The sequence below is a fragment of the Maribacter polysaccharolyticus genome (genome assembly GCF_028882255.1).
GTDB lineage: Bacteria > Bacteroidota > Bacteroidia > Flavobacteriales > Flavobacteriaceae > Maribacter_A > Maribacter_A polysaccharolyticus.
In genome coordinates this window covers 162,310-183,769 of the sequence record NZ_JARBUY010000004.1, presented here as the reverse complement: position 1 = coordinate 183,769, position 21,460 = coordinate 162,310, and the positions used below count along the sequence as shown (strand labels likewise).

General features: G+C 43.6%; 17 protein-coding genes. 9 read left to right on the top strand and 8 right to left on the bottom strand.

Translation table 11 applies throughout. The features are described from left to right. Positions 1 to 17 precede the first annotated feature (17 nt). The gene (locus PHU20_RS13470; RefSeq protein ID WP_274825910.1) at positions 18 to 380 is read left to right on the top strand and encodes a heavy-metal-associated domain-containing protein; all 363 of its coding nucleotides are present in this window, start codon (positions 18 to 20) and stop codon (positions 378 to 380) included. Positions 381 to 556: 176 nt separating this feature from the next. Here the strand turns inward: PHU20_RS13470 and groL are convergent, their stop codons facing one another. From groL to miaB, 7 genes are all read right to left on the bottom strand, one after another. Continuing rightward, positions 557 to 2,191, bottom strand: coding sequence for a chaperonin GroEL (gene groL / locus PHU20_RS13465; RefSeq protein ID WP_274825909.1), 1,635 nt, complete (start codon positions 2,189 to 2,191; stop codon positions 557 to 559). Between the two features lie 115 nt (positions 2,192 to 2,306). Then, entirely contained in the window at positions 2,307 to 2,585 is a 279-nt protein-coding gene (locus PHU20_RS13460; protein ID WP_274825908.1) for a co-chaperone GroES, read from the bottom strand. Between the two features lie 140 nt (positions 2,586 to 2,725). After that, positions 2,726 to 3,085, bottom strand: coding sequence for a preprotein translocase subunit SecG (gene secG, locus PHU20_RS13455; protein ID WP_274825907.1), 360 nt, complete (start codon positions 3,083 to 3,085; stop codon positions 2,726 to 2,728). Between the two features lie 5 nt (positions 3,086 to 3,090). Next, positions 3,091 to 4,023: a hypothetical protein gene (locus tag PHU20_RS13450; RefSeq protein WP_274825906.1), complete on the bottom strand. Its 933-nt coding sequence runs from the start codon at positions 4,021 to 4,023 to the stop codon at positions 3,091 to 3,093. A gap of 57 nt (positions 4,024 to 4,080) precedes the next feature. Further along, positions 4,081 to 4,602, bottom strand: a complete 522-nt coding sequence (locus tag PHU20_RS13445; protein ID WP_274825905.1) for an LptE family protein — start codon at positions 4,600 to 4,602, stop codon at positions 4,081 to 4,083. A gap of 2 nt (positions 4,603 to 4,604) precedes the next feature. Continuing rightward, entirely contained in the window at positions 4,605 to 5,876 is a 1,272-nt protein-coding gene (locus PHU20_RS13440) for a sigma-54 interaction domain-containing protein (RefSeq protein ID WP_274825904.1), read from the bottom strand. A 26-nt stretch (positions 5,877 to 5,902) separates the two neighbouring features. Continuing rightward, on the bottom strand, positions 5,903 to 7,348 hold the full coding sequence (gene miaB / locus PHU20_RS13435) for a tRNA (N6-isopentenyl adenosine(37)-C2)-methylthiotransferase MiaB (RefSeq protein ID WP_274825903.1): 1,446 nt from the start codon (positions 7,346 to 7,348) through the stop codon (positions 5,903 to 5,905). Positions 7,349 to 7,480: 132 nt separating this feature from the next. Here miaB and PHU20_RS13430 point away from each other — a divergent pair, with 132 nt between their 5' ends. Together PHU20_RS13430 and PHU20_RS13425 are read left to right on the top strand one after the other, a co-directional pair. Continuing rightward, positions 7,481 to 8,203 (top strand): hypothetical protein, encoded by a 723-nt coding sequence (locus PHU20_RS13430; protein WP_274825902.1) that lies wholly within the window; start codon positions 7,481 to 7,483, stop codon positions 8,201 to 8,203. A 161-nt stretch (positions 8,204 to 8,364) separates the two neighbouring features. Continuing rightward, positions 8,365 to 9,606 (top strand): LVIVD repeat-containing protein, encoded by a 1,242-nt coding sequence (locus tag PHU20_RS13425; RefSeq protein WP_274825901.1) that lies wholly within the window; start codon positions 8,365 to 8,367, stop codon positions 9,604 to 9,606. 59 nt (positions 9,607 to 9,665) lie between these two features. On the opposite strand, the gene PHU20_RS13420 is transcribed toward PHU20_RS13425, so the two are convergent. Beyond that, positions 9,666 to 12,806 carry a WD40/YVTN/BNR-like repeat-containing protein gene (locus PHU20_RS13420; RefSeq protein ID WP_274825900.1) on the bottom strand — a complete coding sequence of 1,047 codons (3,141 nt, stop codon included), beginning with the start codon at positions 12,804 to 12,806 and terminating at the stop codon, positions 9,666 to 9,668. Positions 12,807 to 13,004: 198 nt separating this feature from the next. On the opposite strand from PHU20_RS13420, the gene topA reads away from it, so the two are divergent. The 6 genes from topA (at position 13,005) to porN (ending at position 21,454) form a co-directional block, all read left to right on the top strand. Continuing rightward, the gene (gene topA / locus PHU20_RS13415) at positions 13,005 to 15,506 is read left to right on the top strand and encodes a type I DNA topoisomerase (protein WP_274825899.1); all 2,502 of its coding nucleotides are present in this window, start codon (positions 13,005 to 13,007) and stop codon (positions 15,504 to 15,506) included. A 2-nt stretch (positions 15,507 to 15,508) separates the two neighbouring features. Beyond that, the gene (locus PHU20_RS13410; RefSeq protein ID WP_274825898.1) at positions 15,509 to 16,666 is read left to right on the top strand and encodes a formimidoylglutamase; all 1,158 of its coding nucleotides are present in this window, start codon (positions 15,509 to 15,511) and stop codon (positions 16,664 to 16,666) included. Positions 16,667 to 16,780: 114 nt separating this feature from the next. Then, complete coding sequence (gene porK / locus PHU20_RS13405; protein WP_274825897.1) at positions 16,781 to 18,139, top strand: T9SS ring complex lipoprotein PorK/GldK; 1,359 nt, start codon at positions 16,781 to 16,783, stop codon at positions 18,137 to 18,139. A 115-nt stretch (positions 18,140 to 18,254) separates the two neighbouring features. After that, on the top strand, positions 18,255 to 18,908 hold the full coding sequence (gene porL / locus PHU20_RS13400; RefSeq protein ID WP_274825896.1) for a type IX secretion system motor protein PorL/GldL: 654 nt from the start codon (positions 18,255 to 18,257) through the stop codon (positions 18,906 to 18,908). A gap of 56 nt (positions 18,909 to 18,964) precedes the next feature. After that, positions 18,965 to 20,524, top strand: a complete 1,560-nt coding sequence (porM, locus tag PHU20_RS13395) for a type IX secretion system motor protein PorM/GldM (protein ID WP_274825895.1) — start codon at positions 18,965 to 18,967, stop codon at positions 20,522 to 20,524. 27 nt (positions 20,525 to 20,551) lie between these two features. After that, a complete protein-coding gene (gene porN / locus PHU20_RS13390; protein ID WP_274825894.1) occupies positions 20,552 to 21,454 on the top strand; it encodes a type IX secretion system ring subunit PorN/GldN in 903 nt (300 codons plus the stop codon). The last annotated feature ends 6 nt before the right edge of the window (positions 21,455 to 21,460 follow it).

Sequence of the window (21,460 nt, the reverse complement as noted above, 5' to 3'; positions counted from 1 at the left end):
CAATCAATATAAAAACAATGAAGACAACGGTTTTATCAATTGCAATGATGTTAATGGCCATATTGACCACGGCCCAGGATAAGAATAAGAAAATGACTTTTGATGTTAACGGCAAATGTGCCATGTGCAAAGAGCGTATTGAAAAGGCGGCCTTGAACGTAAAAGGGGTGAAGTATGCAAATTGGGATATACCCACACATCAATTATCGATAATCATGGATGAACGCAAAACCGATGCCATGAAGATCAAAACGGCTATAGTTGCGGTAGGTCACGATACCAAGGAATTAAAGGCTACCGAGGAGGCTTATAATAGTGTGCATCCCTGTTGTAAGTACAGGGAAGACAATTCGGATGATGGGGCCATTCACAAAATGTAGTCAAGATCAATTCGTTGCGGACGATTGGTTTAGTGCCAAATTGATCATCGTGGGTCAAATACCTGACGGATTTCCCATTACAGGACAACAAAAAAAACCGCACTTGGATTTCCAAGTGCGGTTTCTTATTTGTAGAACCTGTGTTTTCAGGTTTGTATTTGGCTGTAATGCTACGATTACATCATACCGGGCATTCCGCCACCGCCCATTGGAGGCATGGCAGCAGGTGTATCTTCCTTGATATCGGTCAACGCACATTCAGTAGTAAGGATCATACCGGATACCGATGCGGCGTTCTCCAAGGCAACCCTTGTAACTTTCATTGGATCGATGATTCCTGCTTTGAACATTTCAACATATTGCTCAGACTTGGCATCATAGCCGTAATCACCTTTGCCTTCCTGAACTTTAGCTACAACTACGGAACCTTCACCTCCAGCGTTTTCAACGATGGTTCGCAATGGGGCTTCAATGGCCCTTGCAACGATTTGTAATCCGGTTTCCTCATCGGCATTTTCGGCTTTGATTTTGGATAAGACGCTCTTGGCACGAACCAATGCAACGCCACCACCTGCAACGATACCTTCTTCTACCGCAGCCCTTGTTGCATGCAATGCATCGTCAACACGGTCTTTCTTTTCTTTCATTTCAACCTCAGAAGCTGCACCTACATAAAGAACGGCAACACCACCGGCCAATTTGGCCAAACGTTCCTGTAGTTTTTCCCTATCATAATCGGAAGTTGTGGTTTCTATCTGTGCTTTGATTTGGTTTACCCTTGTTTTGATGTCCTCAGCGACCCCACCACCATTTACGATAGTCGTGTTGTCTTTATCGATGGTCACTTTTTCACAGGTACCCAACATGTCAATTGTGGTATTGTCCAAAGAGAAACCTCTTTCTTCTGCGATTACCGTTCCTTTGGTCAAGATGGCAATATCTTCCAACATTGCTTTTCTTCGGTCACCGAATCCTGGGGCTTTTACAGCGGCGATTTTCAATGATCCCCTTAATTTGTTGACTACCAAAGTGGCCAAAGCTTCACCGTCTACATCTTCGGCGATGATCAATAATGGTTTTCCCGATTGGGCCACAGGCTCCAAGACCGGAAGTAAATCCTTCATGGAAGAGATTTTCTTGTCGAAAAGAAGGATGTATGGGTTTTCCAAATCAGTGGTCATCTTTTCAGAATCGGTCACGAAATAAGGAGATAGGTATCCTCTATCGAATTGCATACCTTCTACAACATCAACATAAGTATCCGTTCCTTTGGCTTCCTCAACGGTGATAACACCTTCTTTGCCAACTTTGCCGAATGCTTGGGCAATCAACTCACCAATGGTCTCATCGTTGTTCGAAGAAATAGAGGCAACTTGTTTTATTTTTTCGGAAGAATCGCCGACCTTTTTGGATTGTTTGGCCAAATCGGCAACAATGGCCTCAACAGCTTTGTCGATACCTCTTTTCAAGTCCATTGGGTTTGCACCTGCGGCAACATTCTTCAAGCCTTCTTTAACGATGGCTTGGGCAAGAACGGTCGCTGTAGTTGTCCCGTCACCTGCAAGGTCATTGGTTTTGGAAGCTACTTCCTTAACCATTTGTGCCCCCATGTTTTCCAAAGCATCTTCCAGCTCGATTTCTTTAGCTACCGAAACACCGTCTTTGGTGACTACAGGAGCTCCGAATGATTTGCTGATGATAACATTCCTACCTTTGGGCCCTAAGGTTACCTTTACGGCATTGGCCAAGGCATCTACCCCTCTTCTTAGGCCATCGCGTGCTTCAATATCAAATTTTATATCTTTTGCCATAATAAAAATTTTATTTTTAAAATTTTAAGCTCCAAATTTCAATATCCAAATTCCCATTTATAATGAAGATTACGTTTGGGAACCTGTGATTTGTATACTTTGGAATTTACGTTAGTTATATAATTGCTAAAATGTCACTTTCCCTCATCATCAGGTAATCGGTACCTTCCAATTTTAACTCGGTACCGGCATATTTCCCATAAAGGACAGTGTCACCCACCTTTACGGTAATTTGCTCATCCTTTGTTCCAGGGCCTACAGCAACTACTTTCCCTTTTTGAGGTTTTTCTTTAGCGGTGTCCGGAATGTAGATACCGGATGCAGTTTTGGTTTCTGCGGCCATTGGCTCTATAAGAACTCGATCTGCCAATGGTTTAATGTTAACTTTAGCCATATTGAATATTTTAAGTTGATTTAAAATTACTGGATGTACTAGTCAGAAATTATGCCATTCGATAAAAACTGACAAATTGTAAAACAAAAATGCCAGCTTGTCATTCAGGCTGGCATTTTAATATTGTTTAAAGGGGTATGTTACAGGCTGTCTGAAGCACTACCGGTATTAGTGGCAGGTGCTGGTACCTCTTCAGGTACTGCCTCGGGAACCGTTTCCTCTATGTCATCACCTTGCAATAATTTTGATTCCGCATCACTGAAACTTCCCTTAAGGGCGACATTGGATGCCAAAATCAAAACAATGAGTAATCCGGCCAGGGTCCAGGTGCTTTTATCCAAAAAGTCACCGGTCTTCTTTACCCCACCAACGACTTGGCTGCCTCCACCTCCGAATGAGGACGATAATCCGCCGCCTTTTGGATTTTGAACCATGATCACCAACACTAATAAAAAGCAAACTGCGATGATAAGAACCAAGAATATTGTAAATGTGCTCATTCGTACTATGTATTTTCTTGTTGTATTTTTTCTGCCGCTTTAATTCGGTCTGCAAAGAAACCACTTTTTTCTGGATATTTCAAACTTAAAATTTTGTAAGCTTGAATGGCTTTCTTATACTTTTTCTGCTCTAAGTACACCTTGGCCAAAGTCTCGGTCATTAATTCGGTTTTATCGATTTTAACCGAATCTTTGATGTCTATTTTTATGGAGGTCTTGGGGGTAGGACTTATTTTGGGATTGTTTTCGATGAACTTGTCGATCAATTCGAATTTTTTCTTTTTCAGGACTTCTTTTTCCAATGGAAAATCACCATCCTTGGTCGTGTCTGGGCCTTCTTTTTCCTTGGTTTCCGGTTCCCTTTCAATGGTTTTTACCGTAGCCAGTTGCAACCATTCGCTAAAAGAATGCTTTTCTTTTTTGGTAAACGGTATAGGTTGGCCTATTTCGAGGTCCTTTTCCGCTTTTTGCTTCTCTTCTTTTAGTGTACGGTCAATTTCAGGGTCCTTGGATTTAAAAAGTTTGGGATCCAATATCTTATCGGCATCCTTTAGGTCTTGGGGTAAGGGTTTGTCTTCGGATTCCGGGATTAAAGCCTTGGGTTCCTCCGTTTCCGAAGTTGTTTCCCCGGCTGCCGTTTCCGGCGCCTCAGTAATAGGGACTTTGCCCGAAATTGTATCGGCAATGCTATTTTGCGAAAAATCGTCAGATGTGATGAAATCGAAAAGGATATCGCGGTCTGTGGTATAGGCAGCCGTAACCTTTAAGGCGTTATTATATTTAAAACTGTTGAGATTTTTTAGCCCTTTTAAATGAAGAGCCCTGGCCGCTTGGAAATAGGGGTATTCTTCCAATACCTCTTCCAGTTGTCTGGTTTGGATGGGTGTTACGACCTTGTCAGGGTTTTGTAGTAAGAATGTAAAATCCTGTACGTTCATTGTTTTGTAAAGGTTCAAAAGGCGAAAACAAAGCGCCTAAACTTTATTCGTCGTTACTTACCAATCTGCTAGGGATGCGCTGAAAATATCTTGGGTAAGTCGTTCAAAGATGGTTTCCAGGGCCTCCGATTTTACCGATGATAATTGAACATCGGCATCGTAATCATAGAAAAAGGAAAACCGGGTTTCAAAATCGGCGTCTTCCTTTGTTCTGTTATAGAAGCGGACATTGACTGCCATTGACAATCTATTTTGTGAGGCGGTCTGATCCGCTGTTGCACTCATGGGGGATATCTTATATTCCACGATTTCCCCTTCATACAATAAGTCGGCATTGTTGTTGTTCACCAAATCCAAACTGGTTTGGTTCATTATCCTGTCTTGGAGGGCTTGGGTAAAATCACGGTCCAAACTGGGTTCAAAGGTAGATCCAGGGCTCTGGGTCGCATAGTTTTGGAAAAAGTTTACCTGAAACGTCGTGGCGGTTCCGATATCACCTCCCGTAAAATTGTAAACCCCACAACTTACGATCGTGGTTAGGATGGTGAAAATCAATAGCGTTTTTTGGATGTTTTTCATGCTTAAAGATCGTATTGTTTTATTTTTCGGTAAAGCGTGCGTTCCGAAATGCCCAGTTCGGCCGCGGCGGCTTTTCGCTTTCCACGGTTTCTGTCCAGGGATTTTTTTATCAATTCCACTTCCTTTTCCTGTAAAGATAAGGTTTCTTCCTCTTCTATTTCCTCGGCAAAATGGTACTTGTCTTCCTGTGGCGGTTCAAGGGTGTCATGTGCGATATGTGGTTCTGGAAGTTGCAGTACTTCCATGGTTTCTTCATCATCTTCTTCTTGAAAATCCTCTTGCTCCCCTCCATAGATTTTTTGGATCAACCCTTCATTCTCTTTCTGGACTTTTTGGGTGTCTTTGTTCTTCAATAATTCCAAGGTCAATTTTTTCAAATCGGTAAGATCCCCTTTCATGTCGAACAAAACCTTATAAAGAATCTCGCGTTCGTTACTGAAGTCACTTTCGGTTTTGTCTTGCCGAACAATTGCCGGTAAGTTTGAACCCCCTGTGCTCGGCAGGTAACTGCCCAAAGTGGCAGCGGAAATATTTCTTTCACTTTCCAATACCGAAATCTGTTCGGCAATGTTCCTAAGTTGTCGAATATTGCCCGGCCAACGGTATTTGTACAATAATTGAACGGCTTGCTCTTGCAATCGTATGGTCGGCATCTTATATTTTTGGCCAAAATCGGAAGCGAATTTCCGGAACAATAAATGGATGTCCTCTTTGCGTTCACGGAGTGGCGGAATGTTGATCTCCACGGTACTCAGACGGTAATAGAGGTCTTCCCTGAATTTTTCTTTTTTAATGGCCTCGATCATGTTCATGTTCGTGGCCGCGACGATACGTACATCGGTTTTTTGTACTTGGGAGGATCCTACTTTTAGGAACTCCCCGTTTTCAAGGACCCTTAAAAGTCTAACTTGGGTCGTCAAAGGCAGTTCCCCGACCTCATCCAGGAAAATGGTTCCACCATCAGCTACCTCAAAATACCCACTTCGGGTAGAGGTTGCTCCCGTAAAAGATCCTTTTTCATGTCCGAAAAGTTCACTGTCGATGGTTCCCTCGGGTATGGCACCGCAGTTTACGGCAATATATTTAGCGTGTTTACGGTGTGAAAGGGAATGTATGATTTTGGGGATCGACTCTTTGCCGACACCACTTTCCCCTGTGACAAGGACCGAAATGTCAGTGGGGGCCACCTGTATGGCCTTTTCCAAGGCACGGTTGAGCTTGGGGTCGTTCCCAATGATTTCGAAACGTTGCTTTATTGCTTGTACACCTTCCATAGTATTCTTGTCGTTTCAAGTATGATTTAATTCGATTTTCCATAACCTACAGCTACCCCGATGAGGGTTGCCGAAGTACAGTCATTGAACTTGACGTTTACAAAATCACCCAACTTATAGTTTTCCTTAGGAAAAACCGCGACAACATTTTGTGAATTACGTCCCATCCACATGCCCTCATCCTTTTTGGAGGTGCCTTCGATCAAGATTTCCTGCTCCTTGCCAACGAAGTTTTTTGTACGGTACAAACAATGGTCCCGCTGTAATGCGATTATTTCCGCAAGCCTACGCTGTTTAACCGCATTGGGCACATCGTCTTCCATTTTACGGGCAGCCATGGTGCCGGGGCGTTCTGAATACGAGAACATATACCCATAGTCGTATTTAACGTAATCAAGGACGGCAAGGGTGGCTTTGTGGTCTTCTTCGGTTTCCGTAGGGAACCCGGATATCATGTCGTGTGAAATGGCACAATCGGGGATTATTTCCTTGATATTGTCTATCAGTTCGTAATATTCCTCAATGGTATGCTGCCGATTCATCTCCTTTAAAATTCGGTTACTGCCACTTTGTACGGGTAGATGGATGTGTTTGCAGATGTTCTCATGCCGTGCCATGGTCTTTATGACCTCTAGGTTCATGTCCTGGGGATTGGAGGTTGAAAACCGTATGCGCATTTTAGGTTGGGCTTGGGCCACCATATCCAACAGATTGGCAAAATCCACAGCCGTTGCGATTTGCATTTCCGAAGCTTTGTCAAAATCCTTTTTGAGTCCACCCCCATACCAAAGATAACTATCCACATTCTGGCCGAGCAAGGTTATTTCCTTATACCCTTTGTTCCAAAGTTCGTCTACTTCGTTGATAATGGATTGTGGATCCCTGCTGCGTTCGCGACCCCGGGTAAAGGGTACGACGCAAAACGTACACATATTGTCGCAACCCCTTGTGATCGAAACAAGGGCACTCACCCCATTGCTGTTCAATCTCACGGGGGAAATGTCCCCATAGGTCTCGTCTTTGGAAAGAACGACATTGACCGCATCACGGCCCTCGTCTATCTCCTGGATCAGGTTGGGTAAGTCTTTATAAGCATCAGGCCCTACGACCATATCCACGATCTTTTCCTCTTCGAGCAATTTACTCTTTAGCCGTTCGGCCATACAACCAAGGACCCCTACCTTCATGTGGGGTCGTTTTTTTTTGATCGTATTGTATTTCTCCAAGCGTTTACGAACGGTGGTCTCCGCTTTTTCACGAATGGAGCAGGTGTTGACCAAAACCAAATCGGCCTGTTCCAATTCTTGGGTAGTGTTGAATCCTTCATTGGCCAAGATCGAAGCCACGATTTCGCTATCTGAAAAATTCATGGAGCAACCGTAACTCTCTATATATAGGTTGCGTGTGTTCTTTTCGTTCTTTTCCAGGGAAAGTGCCTTGCCCTGAACCGATTCATCAATGATTTTCTCCATATAATTACCTTTATCTTGGGATAAGGGTTTGCAAAGATAGCGCTAATTCCAATTTAATGACAATATGACAGTATAATTTAGTACTATTTTAGTGTTTGTGCCGTTAATCGTACTTCAATACCTAAAGGGATCATGAGCTATAAAGTTTTGGAAAATCGAATTAAAGAAAGTAGTCCATTGGATTTTGGGTCCATTTTCAGTAAATCCATAGCACTGTTCAAAATGGTTTGGTTGCAGGGGTTTATAATCGTTTTACTGACGTTGGTGTCGATCATTCCTTTTTATATGCCGCTTCTTATTGCGGGGGTGTCCGAACCGGAAATGGCCAAAGTTGAAGGGATGCCACCGGAAATGGTATTGGTAATGATGGTGTTCGTACCCGTGATTTTTTTGGGGACCATGACAGTAAGTCTATTGCTCAATGCGGCTTTCCTGCGAATTTGTAAGCACAAGGACCTTAACCTTGTCAAGTCAGGTAATTACTTCCATTACTTCAAGAAGGCGTATATTTTAAAATCATTGGTACTGTCCTTGCTTATTTTGGGGTTGATGCTCATGGGTTTGTTGGCTTGTGGATTGGGGATTTTTTATTTGATTGTCCCAATTTCATTGATACCGGCCTTTTTGGCCTTTGAAGAAGATTTGTCCGCGATACAAATCGTGAAATCGAGTTTTATGCTGGGGAATAGGAATTGGTTCGTTATTTTCGGACTCCTTATTGTTATGGGGCTGGTGGCCGAATTGGGTGTCATGCTCTGTTTCGTTGGCATCTTTTTTACGGCCATGTTGGCTAAGATACCGGTCTATTTTATGTATAAAGATGCCATTGGGTTCTCTTCCGGGCCTAAATTTTAAGGACGGCCTTTTTTTAACGCAACGTTGGTACGGTAATCCCATCTTAATGGTATGGCCATGAGGCGAATGATCGGGAAATGGATTGGGAAGAAACCCGGTTTATACATCATTCATTTGGCCGAAAGTCATTTCACTTTAAACGTTATTGTAATACCATACCGATGAAAAAGAAATTGATGTTACTTCTGTTTACGGCCACGCTGGCCATGGTTTCCTGTGATAAATCCGAAGATGGAAAGTATGCCGACTATTTGGTGGCCAAGCCATTGGTGATAAGCAAGGCCGAATTTAAAAATGGTGTGGATGTCATTGCGCCATCCCCCATAGTGGGGTCAGGGAAAATTTATGCTTACAAGGATTATATTTTCGTGAATGATAAATATCGCGGTGTTCATGTAATAGATAATAGTGATCCAAGTGCACCCATGAAAATCGCATTCATAAAGATTGCGGGAAATGTGGATATCTCAATAAAAGATGATTATTTGTATGCCGATAGTGTCATAGATTTGGTAGTACTCGATATTTCGGATATCCATAACATCAGTCAGGTCGACCGTTTGGAAAATGTTCTTGGCAGCAATGTGGTATGGCCATTGGTCGATTTTTATGAATATGACGGTGTTGATTATGAGAACGATATTTTGGTCGGATGGGAAACGGTCACCGAGCGTAGGCTTATATCGGAATACGAGGAAAGGTTTACCGTTGATGGGGAACTCTTTGCCATGGCCGAAGCGGCCAATGATGCATCAGTGGGGCAAGGAGGTTCCTTGGCACGGTTTAAGATCGTCGGGGATTATCTCTATGCAGTGGATAGCCATACCTTGAATATTTTCAATATACAGGATTTGGATGCCCCCCAAGACCTGGAGGATGTGTATGCCGGTTTTGATATCGAGACTATTTTCAATAGGGGCGATCATCTGTTCTTGGGGAGCATGCGCGGAATGTATATCTATGATATTTCTTCTCCGGCCACACCGACATTCGTGTCCGAATTCCAACACGGTACGGCCTGTGATCCCGTAGTGGTCGATGGGGATTATGCCTTTGTTACCTTACGGGGCGGCAATAGCTGTGGGGCAACTGAAAGCGGACTGTTCATCGTGGATATCTCGGATATCACGAATCCTGAATTGGCGATAAGTTATCCCATGGATGGCCCTTATGGACTTGGTATTAAAGACGGGAAATTATTCGTCTGTGATGGGGAATCCGGATTAAAGGTGTACGACAAAACCGATGTCATGGATTTAGTGGCCCTGAACCATTTTGAGGATATCGATACCTACGATGTGATACCGTTGGAAAGTTCATTGTTGATGGTAGGTGCCGATATGTTATATCAGTATGGATATTCGAACAACGATATTACGTTGATAAGTACCTTGGATTTGTGAGATTGTGAAATCATATACAGGAAAGGGAAGCCTTATGGGCCTCCCTTTCCTGTTGTTGGTTATGGTGTGGGCGAAATGATCTTAATGCCTTCTTCCGCTACTTTGGAGTTTACGATTGCCGTTTGTTTCTTCACAAGGTTGTCCAGATCCTTAATCTCAACATCCAGTTCATCTGCGATTTCCTTAAAAAACGCTTTTGCCTGTTGGGTAGGGGGGTAATCGCCTCTTTGGGAATCGGCCAACAAAAAGGCCAACCTGTTGTTGATACGAATGCCGTAATTGAGTGGATCTTGCCTGCTCTTGTTTTTGGTCATATGGATGTTGTTCTCTATGACCGAAAGTTCGGATTCATATTCGGTGATCAACTCCTGAAGGGCGCTGTATTCTTTTGTTTTGTCCTTTAAGTATTTTAAATCACCTTGGATGCTTCTTATTTTGATGATCGCTTCATTGGCCTTGGTGACTTGATCACGTACCTCAATTAAAAAATCGAATTGTTCTTGATAGTCATTTGGCGTATTGGGTAATCTGGGGTCCTTTACGATGCTGAACCCTTGTTCTTGGGAAACCCCGTTAACGGTCAGCTTCAACTTGTAGTTTCCGGGAACTGCTTTTGGGCCTTTGTTTGGGGAAGAATAGAAGATCATCCCTTCAAAGGTTTTGTAACCGGGGTAGCGCATATCCCAGACCATTGTATTCCCGCCGGTTTTAACGGTTAACGGTTTGGGAGCTGCAGGGTCCAGTTTATCCTCCTTGGCACTGGTTGCATAACGCTGTATCATAGTGCCGTTGGTTTCTAGGATATCGAGCAAGACAGTATCCTTTTCCTGAAATTTATCCAAAAAGAAGTTGATGATAACCCCATCCGGATGGTTGGTTCCTACCAACTTGGTGTTGGGTTTTGTCCTGCCACCGGATTGATGCATCCTATAGGAAGTGTCCGGTTTGAAAAGATAAAAATCACTCTCGGCAACTTCCTGCGATAGTTGATGTAATGGGGTTAGGTCGTCGATAACCCAAAAACTCCTCCCATGGGTGGCCACGATCAGGTCATTGTCCCGAACATGTAAATCCCGTATTGCCGTGATGGGGAGGTTCAACTGAAAAGGGGACCAGGATTTACCATCGTCGAATGATATATACATGCCCCATTCGGTGCCGGCATACAAAAGACCTTCCCGTACATGGTCTGTGCGTATGACCCGCGTGTAAAAATTGTCTTTGATTCCGTTGGTGATCAAGGACCAGGTTTTGCCATAGTCGGTGGTTTTGTATAAATAAGGGGTGTAATCACCGAATTTATAGGCGGTGGCGGCGACATAAACCGTTCCTTTATGGAATGGGCTTGGGTCTATGGAATTGATCATGTTCAATTTAGGCGACATCGAAGAAGGTGGGGTGACATTTTCCCAAGTAGTTCCGCTATCCTTGGTAACATGGATCAAACCATCGTCGCTGCCTGTCCAGATCACATCTTTTTCCAAAATCGATTCCGAGATTACAAAAATGTTCGAATAAAATTCGGCCCCTGTATTGTCCTGGGTAATTGGTCCTCCGGATGACTTTATGGTTTCCGGGAGTCCTCTGGTCAAATCAGGGGAAATGGTTTTCCAAGACTGGCCTTCATCGGTTGTGACATTTAAAAAGTTCGAACCTGCATATAATTTATTGGGGTCATGTCTGCTAAAGGCAACCGGATAGTTCCAATTAAACCTGTATTTCATGATTTCGGCCCCGGAACCTGCCGGGTTATCGGGCCAAACATTGGTCGAACGGGCTTGGCCCGTAGTGTGGTCCAAACGGTTCATATACCCTTTATACGTGCCGCCATAAACAACTTGGTTGTTTTTGGGGTCAGGTGCTAAATGCGCACTTTCCCCACCTGCCGTAGGTTCCCAGTCACGTTCTGTAATCGCTTCCCCCGACGACCTGTGGGAAATTCGTAATGCGGTGTTGTCTTGTTGGGCCCCATAAATACGATAAGGAAACACACTGTCTGTTGCAATGCGGTAAAACTGGGCCGTAGGTTGGTTGTAATACGTGGTCCAATTATTTCCGCCATCATTTGAAATTTGGGCGCCACCATCATCGGCAATGATCATCCTCTGGTTGTTTTGTGGGTCTATCCATAAATCATGATGGTCGCCATGGGGGGCGTTTTTGAGCGTAAATGTTTTTCCCCCATCGGTAGAAACACCATAGCTTACGTTCATGACGTAAAGTTTGTCCATGTTTTGGGTGTCCGCATAAATACGGGTGTAGTACCAAGCGCGCTGGCGTAGTGCCCTGTTCTCGTTTATTTTTTCCCAGGTTGCCCCGGCATCGTCCGATCGGAACAGACCACCGTCTTCGGCTTCTATTAGGGCCCAAACCCTATTGGAGTCTATCGGGGATACCGTTATGCCAACGATGCCCCATGGGAAGCCCGGCAGACCGGTTTGCGTTGAGATGTCTTTCCAAGTATCACCTCCATCGGTACTTTTGAATAGTTTGCTATCCGGTCCGCCGCTATCCATGCGATACCCGTTTCTTTTCATTTCCCAAGTGGAAGCATAGATGATCCTACTGTTATTGGGGTCTAAAATTAAATCCCCGGCACCGGCCTTGTCACTTACATAAAGTACTTTTTCCCAATTGTCCCCTCCGTCTTTGGAACGATATACCCCTCGTGTTTCATTGGGTTTCCATAAATTCCCTATGGCGGCTACATAAACCAGATCGGGGTTTTTGGGATGTATTCGAATTCTAGCGATATGCTCGGAATCCTTGAGGCCGATGAATTCCCAGGTTTCCCCTGCATCCATACTTTTCCACAGTCCTTTGCCTGAAGATACATTTCCCCTTAGGGTCTGTTCCCCTTCACCGACATAAATGATGTTTGGGTCGGACTCCGATACGGCAATGGCCCCTATGGAACCGCCGAAAAATCCGTCGGAAATACATTCCCATGTATTGCCGGCATCCGTGGTTTTCCATACTCCACCACCGGCAGTACCCATATAATATAGGTTTGGATGGTTCAAAACCCCGGAAACGGTACCGGCCCTTCCTCCCCTAAAAGGACCGATAGGACGATATTCCATACCGCTGTAAATTGACTCCTTATAGGAAATGGTCTTTTTCTTTCGTTGTGCAATTACCTCTTGAACTGGCTGTAAGAATAGAAATGCAAAGAGGAGGGTGGCGTAAATTTGCTTCATTGTATGGGTTTGTTTTTGGATGGTAACTTAAAATTATGAATATTTATATGGTCTTCGGAATCGTCTTTGGCAAACTTTTTTATTTCTGAGGAATTCATGATTTTAGGGGGTTATTATTGCGATTTTAAAGGGAAAAATAAACGCATCAAATTTCAAAGTTTAATTTTTAGTATACATTTGTACCCATAAATAAGGTAGATGGCGAAAAATTTAGTAATTGTTGAGTCTCCTGCAAAGGCCAAAACTATTGAGAAGTTTTTGGGGAAGGATTTTAAGGTTGAATCGAGCTTTGGTCACATAGCCGATTTGCCCTCAAAGGAGTTGGGCGTAGATGTTGAAAAGGGTTTTATACCCAAATATATCGTTGATAAGGACAAGAAGGCTCTGGTAAAAAAGCTTAAGGATCTAGCGAAAAAAGCAGAGACCATATGGTTGGCCAGTGATGAGGACCGTGAAGGGGAGGCCATTTCATGGCATCTTTCCGAAACCTTGGGATTGGATAAAGCAAAGACGAAAAGAATCGTTTTCAACTCCATTACCAAATCTGCCATACAAAAAGCCATCGAGAATCCACGTGAGATAAATTACGATCTGGTAAATGCACAACAGGCCCGAAGGGTTTTGGATCGGTTGGTAGGTTACCAATTGTCGCCGGTACTTTGGAAAAAGATCAAACCGGGACTATCGGCAGGTAGGGTACAATCCGTTGCTGTTCGATTGATCGTTGAGCGTGAGCGTGATATTGAGGCATTTACCCCAAAGGCATCCTTTAAAGTGGCTGCCGAATTCAAAACGGAAAGTGGGGGCGTGTTCACGGCGAGATTAGGGAAGACCTTTGAGACCAAGGAAGAGGCGAAAGCCTTTCTGGATAAAAATATCAATGCCGGTTTTTCTATCGGCAGTCTGGATAAGAAACCAGCCAAAAAATCCCCCTCAGCACCTTTTACCACATCGACCTTACAACAGGAAGCGTCAAGGAAACTATACTTCTCAGTGGCAAGGACCATGCAAGTGGCACAGCGTTTATATGAGGCCGGTCTCATTACCTATATGAGAACCGATAGTGTAAACCTTTCAGGAGAGGCGATCAATGCGGCAAAAGATGCCATCATCGATCAATATGGTGAGAAGTACAGTACGGTTCGTAATTTCAAGGGCAAGACCAAAGGGGCGCAAGAAGCCCATGAGGCAATTCGCCCCACCGATATGACAAGACAATCCCCTTCTTTGGAACGGGATCAATCAAAGTTGTACGACCTGATCTGGAAAAGGACCATTGCCTCCCAAATGAGCGATGCCCAATTGGAACGCACCAATGTGAAGATCAAGGCAACCACACACCCCGAAGAGTTCACGGCCAATGGGGAGGTCATTAAATTCGATGGTTTTCTAAAGGTTTATATGGAAGGTTTGGACGATGAGGATCTGTCCGAAGAGCAAGAAGGCATGTTGCCCCCGATGAAGATCGGTGATGCTTTGCAGAACATCTATATTACGGCTACCGAACGTTTTACAAGGCCACCCTATCGCTTTACGGAAGCCTCCTTGGTCAAAAAATTGGAAGAATTGGGAATCGGGAGACCCTCTACCTATGCCCCTACCATTTCCACCATACAGAACAGGGGCTATGTCGAAAAGGGAACGGTTGAAGGTGCCGAAAGAAAATATGTACAATTTACCTTAAAGACGAATGTCGTCAAAGAAAAAGAGTTGACCGAGACGGTGGGGTCCGATAAGGGAAAAATGGTGCCTACCGACATCGGGATGATCGTAAATGATTTTCTTGTAAGTCATTTTTCGAACATTTTGGATTATAACTTTACGGCTAAGGTCGAAGAGGATTTTGATGAGATAGCCGAAGGTCAGGAAGATTGGCATAAAGTAATGAAAGAATTTTACGATGACTTCCATCCGACCGTTCTCGACGTAGAGGAGCATGCCGATCGTGCAAGTGGGGAACGTGTATTGGGAAAGGATCCCAAAACCGGAAAACAGGTCTCGGTGCGTTTGGGCAGATTTGGCCCCATGGTGCAAATAGGTACCGTTGATGATGAGGAAAAACCACAATTCGCCAGTTTGGCGCCCGACCAATCATTGAATACCATTACCTTCGAGGAGGCCATGGACCTGTTTAAACTTCCCAGGAAATTGGGTAGTTTTGAAGATGAGGAAATCGAAGCGAACGTGGGGCGTTTTGGACCCTATATCAAATTTGGCAAAAAGTTCGTATCATTGGCCAAAGGGGAAAGTGCCATGGATGTATCCTTGGAGAGGGCCATTGAACTGATCAAGGAAAAACAAAAGGCCGATGCCCCTATCGCAAGTTATGAGGATAAGGATGTGGTTAAGGGTGTTGGGCGGTTTGGTCCTTTTATTAAATGGGACGGAATGTTCATCAACGTAAATAAGAAATACGATTTCGATAACCTATCACAAGCGGATATTGTGGAACTGATCGAGGCTAAGAAGCAGAAAGAAATCGATAAACTGGTCCAGGAATGGCCCGAAGAAGGCATCCGAATAGAAAAGGCCAGATGGGGAAGGCATAATATCATCAAGGGAAAAGTAAAGGTCGAATTGGCAAAAACCGTAGACGCTTCGAAGGTGTCGTTGAAAGAGGCCATGGAACTGATCGAAAAGAAATCCCCCAAAAGAAAAACAAAGGCAAAAACAAAAACAAAGGCAAAAACTAAGAAATAAGCATGGCATTCGATTTTTTGGTACCTGTAGCGGATAGGGTAATGGCCCATAACGAATTGTTACCCGCCCAAGCCCTAGGAAGACATATTTATGCACATACCAAAAACGATGGCCTTCCGGTTTTGGCCAATGCCACCATTGCGATACTAGGGGTAAGGGAATCCCGTAATGCCTACGAAAAAAAACCTGAAAAATTAGACGTTTCCGCCATTCGGATACAGTTGTACAAATTGATGTTGGGCAATTGGAATTCGACGATCATCGATATGGGCGATATTGAAGAGGGGGAAACCGTTGATGATACCTACTTTGTGGTCAAGGAGGTGGTTGCGGGATTGATTGAGGAAAATATCATACCGGTCATTCTAGGGGCAACCCAAGATATCACCTATGCCGCATACCGTGCCTTTGACGGCATCAAGGATATGGTCAACTTGGTGGCAATCGATAGCCGTTTTGACTTCGGTATGGAAGATGAACTCATATCTTCCCATTCCTATATGAGCAAGATCATTACCGACAAACCGAACAACCTTTTTAATTTTTCCAATTTAGGATATCAAAGTTATTTTATCGCACAGGAAGAAAAGGATCTTATGGATCGTTTGTTTTTTGATGCCTACAGGTTGGGCGAATTGACGAATGACGTTTCATTGGCAGAACCTGTTTTGCGCAATGCCCATATGGTAAGTTTGGATGTGCGGGCGATCAAGGCCAGCGAATTGGGGGTTTCACCCAATTTTTCACCCAATGGTTTCGACGGCCGGGAAATTTGTGCCATCTCCAGATATGCGGGCCTCAGCGATAAGGTCAGCATTTTCGGTATTTATGAGATGGAGAATATAGACCAATCGTGCCAATTGTTGGCCCAAATCATATGGTACTTCATAGAAGGGGTCAATTTTAGGATCGAAGAAACCCCATATTCCAATTCAGACGATTTTACAAAGTATACCGTACCGACCGATACAGAGCAGTTGGTCTATTATAAAAGCCATCTTACCGAAAGATGGTGGGTAGAGGTACCTTCAATTTTGACTTCACATACTAAAGCCGGATCAGTGGCGTTATTACCTTGCATCGAACAGGACTATCTGGATGCTTGCAACCAGAATATTCCAGAGCGGTGGTTCAAGGCCTACAGAAAAGGCTTTAACTGATCAAAAAAATATACGATAATGGTATAACGTACAATAATTTACCCAAAACGTAGTTTTAGAGAGTATAATAATTGTGTTTGCATTTATAACCTTAATCGAAATTTAACCTAAAGTATGAAGAAGCTATTGTTATCATCTATAGCATTTGTTTTTTTGCTCACCAGTTGTGGGTCCAAAACAAAAGGAGAGCTGGTCGGCGTCCAGGGTAAAAAGTGGTACCCGGAAAAACCTTACGGCATGGAGCTGATCCCACGGGGGTCATTTATCATGGGTAAAAGTGAGGAAGACCAGGCAAAACTTCTCAATGCACCTACCAAGACCGTGACAGTGCGATCTTTTTATATGGACGACACGGAAATCACGAATAGTGAATACCGACAGTTTGTAGAGTGGGTCAAAGATTCAATAACAAGAACCAAATTGGCCATTTTAGCCGATGAATTGGGAATAGGACCTGAAGATGGCGGTATTGGGGAATATGCATTCAAAGATGCCGACACGACCAAAGCCTCCGTGTATGACAAATATATGTTGGACAATTATTCGGGATTGGGTGAAACAGGTTATGAAGGTCGCGCATTGAATAAGGATGTGGACTTGGTCTGGGACACCTCCGATTATCCGGATGAATACTATACCGAAGTCATGGTCGATTCCCTTTATTTGTCTGAAGAGGAATCCTATAATGGTCAGCGTACTTTTGACGTGACCCGATTGAAATATAAGTACAGTTGGATGGATATTGAAGCTGCTGCACGTTCTAGGAATGGCAATAGAAAGGATTTCATCCGTCATGAGGAATTGGAAATATATCCGGATACCACGGTCTGGATCAGGGATTTCGAATATTCGTATAATGAACCCATGCACAACGATTATTTTTGGCATGATGCCTACAGTGAGTATCCTGTAGTGGGTATTTCTTGGAAACAGGCACAGGCTTTTTGTAATTGGAGGACAAAGTTCAAGAACGACGATCAAAAAAGTAAAGGCAAACAATTCGTGAATAAATTCAGGTTACCTACCGAGGCCGAATGGGAGTATGCCGCAAGAGGGGGTATCGAGGGAGGTACCTATCCTTGGGGTGGTCCTTATGTAATTAGTGATACCGGTTGTTTCATGGCGAATTTCAAACCCCAGCGAGGGGATTATGCGGCCGACCAGGCACTGTATACCGTAGAGGCCAAATCCTACGAGCCCAATGATTTCAACCTGTACAATATGGCAGGGAACGTTTCGGAATGGACGAACTCAAGTTATGACCCGAATTCTTATGAATATGTTTCTACGATGAACCCTAATGCGGGTGACGGGAACAATGCCAGAAAGGTCATACGTGGAGGTTCATGGAAAGACGTCGCTTATTTCCTACAGGTGAGTACTCGGGATTATGAATATGCGGATTCTGCCCGTAGTTATGTAGGTTTCAGGACCGTACAGGATTACATGGGTGAAGAAGATTCGACACAATAAGAATACAATAACCATAAATACGATCCGGATCCCGATGCAATATCGGATGCAGGACAAATTCAACCATTAACCAAATACTTATTAATAACATTAACTAAAATTAAATTTAAAAATTATGGCACAATCAAAAGCAACAAAAAAATTATTCAATATGGCTTACGGGCTGGGAGCATCAGTGGTGATTATCGGTGCATTGTTCAAGATCCTTCACTGGGAAATCGGACCTTTGACCGGTGGACTACTATTGGCCGTAGGTCTTATTACGGAAGCCTTGATATTCGCAATCGCTGCATTTGAACCCGTAGAGGAAGAATTGGATTGGTCATTGGTTTACCCTGAATTGGCCGGTGGGGCAAGCAATGGTAGTAGGAAAAATGAAGCTACCGAGATCAAGGAGACCGAAACTTCATTGTCCAAAAAATTGGATACCCTTTTGGAAGAGGCAGGTATCGATGCCAGTCTTATGGAAAGTTTAGGTTCCAGTATCAAGAATTTCGAAGGTGCGGCCAAAGGTATCGCCCCTGCAGTTGACGCGATGGAGTCTACCAAGAAATACTCGGAAGAGATGGTCCAAGCAGCCGCCCAAATGGAATCGTTGAACAGTTTGTACAAAGTACAATTGGAAAGTGCTAGCAAGCAAGCCAGCGTTAACGAACAAGTGGTTCAAAATGCCAGCGCCCTTAAAGACCAAATGGAATCTTTAGCTACTAATCTTTCTTCATTAAATGGTGTTTATGGCGGTATGTTGACTGCAATGAACAGAAACTAATTGGAATTTTAGTCAAATAACCCCAAATCAAATAGTAATTAAAATCCAATTAAGAAATGGCAGGAGGAAAAGCATCACCACGTCAGAAGATGATCAACTTAATGTATTTGATCTTCATCGCGATGTTGGCCTTAAATATGAGTAAAGAAGTTCTAGCAGCGTTCGGTATCATGAACGAAAAACTGGAAGCTTCTAATATAAAGACTACCGAAAGCAATGAGGCTTTCTTGGGAAGTCTTGAGACTAAAGCATCGGAAGATGCTAAGAAGTACGGGGAATTGTATCAAAATGCCCAGAAGATAAAAACCTTGTCCCAAGAGTATTATGACTACTTGGAAGGTCTTAAAAAAGGGATGATGGAAAAGGTGGAAGACCCTAAGGATTATGCCCGTATGGACAATTCGGATTTCTTGGATCAAAAGTTTTTCCAAGGGGATAACCTAGCCCCGGATGGTAAGGAATTCATGAAAAGAATTAACGATTACCGTACCCAAGTCGCAAAGATCGCTCCAGAAAGTTTAAAAGAGGCCGTAAGCTTACGTTTCCAAACAGGGGATGACAATGGTAAGGTCGAAAAAAGGGATGGTACTAAGCAAGATTGGATCAACTATCATTACGAAGGGTATCCCTTAGTGGCTTCCTTGGCCAAATTGACTTCGCTTCAAGCAGACGTTAAAGCAACCGAAGAGGATGCTTTAAAATCAATGTTGGAAGGGGAGTTGACCAGCCAGGTTTCCTTGAAAAATTTCGCCACATCACTTGCGGCCAGTAAATCCGCCTTCTATGCAGGTGAAAAGTACGATGGTAAGATCATCATCAGTAAGACCGATAAATCTTCGACACCTGTACGGGCAGAATTGACCCTCGATGGTAGAAAACTTTCTGAAGGTAAGGATTATGTCTTGGAAGCCGGTGGTATAAAAATGTTGATCGGTGCCGGTTCTGCGGGAGATCACGAAATCAAAGGTACCATGTACTTTATGCAGGATGGGGAGGAAATTCCCGTTGAGGTCAATAATAGTTTCGCGACCATTAGTAAGCCGAATGCTGCATTGATTGCTGCCGATAAAATGAATGTTGTTTATCGTGGTGTTCCAAACCCAATGTCGATTTCCATCCCTGGAATACCCAACAACAAAGTGAATGCATCTGCACCGGGATTACAATCCATAAGTGGAAGCAAGTATGTAATGAACCCAGGAAAAGGTAGAACGGTTACCATTACCGCTTCTGGAAAATTGCCTGATGGTCAGACCATATCCTCAAAATCCGAGTTTAGGATCAAGGATATCCCAAGACCGGCCGGAGCGATCAGAGGTGAGACCGGTAGTACAAAAATGCCCAGAAAAAATTTGGAAATAGCCACTGTGGGTGCTTTGTTGGAAGATTTTGATTTTGACTTGAACCTAAAAGTAAGCGGATTCAAATTTAAAGTTCCGGGTCAGCCTACGGTAAGCGTCAATGGCGACAAACTTGACTCAAGGGCCAAATCTGCCCTTAAAAGAGCCAAGCGTGGTGACGCGGTTCAGATATTCGATGTAAACGCGTATATCACGAACAATAAGACCTACAAACTTAAAAAGGTATCTCCGGTAGTTGTTGAGATAACAAACTAATAAGTAGTATTATATAAATTGTATTTTATGAATTGGAAGAATGTTTTATTAATCGGAGCTGTTAGTTTATTGCCCGCATCCATTATGGCCCAAGCAAATATATTGAATGCTAAAAAGCCAGAACAGATCGGGGTAAGGACAGAAGCGCAGAAGGCCCTTGACAATGATGCTCCGTTGGAGTACGGTTATGTGGACGACAGGGATATCCTTTGGTCCAAAACCGTATGGGAGACCATTGATCTGGATGAGCGTGTCAACTTCCCGCTGTATTATCCAATCGACACCGTTGATATCGGTTCCGATAGAAGGTCGTTATACGATGTGCTTATCAAGAACCTCAAAAATGGGGACCTAGAGGATGTGTATGTGGATTCTTATTTTACTGAAAAAAGAAAGTTCAGTGACTTGGCCGCTACATTGCGTAAAGTGGATACCACCGATATGGGATACGAACAAATCAATGCAGGTGAACCACTGTCCCCTGAATTTGTCAACCAACGCGATTTGACCGCAGCGGATATTGAAGAGTATCGTATTAAAGGGATTTGGTATTTCGATAAGCGCCAAGGGGAATTAAAATACCGTTTGTTGGGTATTGCCCCGGTTGCTCCCGATGTTAACTTCATCGATGATGAATCGATGGATCCTTCAGAAGCCAAGGTAGAGCTTTTCTGGGTATGGTATCCGAGCGCAAGACAAATTTTGCACGAAGCAAAAGTCTTTAACCAACGTAACTCGGCACAACCCATATCGTTCGATATGTTGTTGAATGCCAGGAGGTTCAATGGTGTTATCTACCGTGAGGATAATGTGCATGGGGATCGTAAGGTCACCGATTATATTGCCGATAATGCTTTGTTCCAACTTTTGGAGGCCCAACGGATCAAAGAGGCCATTCGTGATCGCGAACAAGATATGTGGGCCTATTAAACAAGG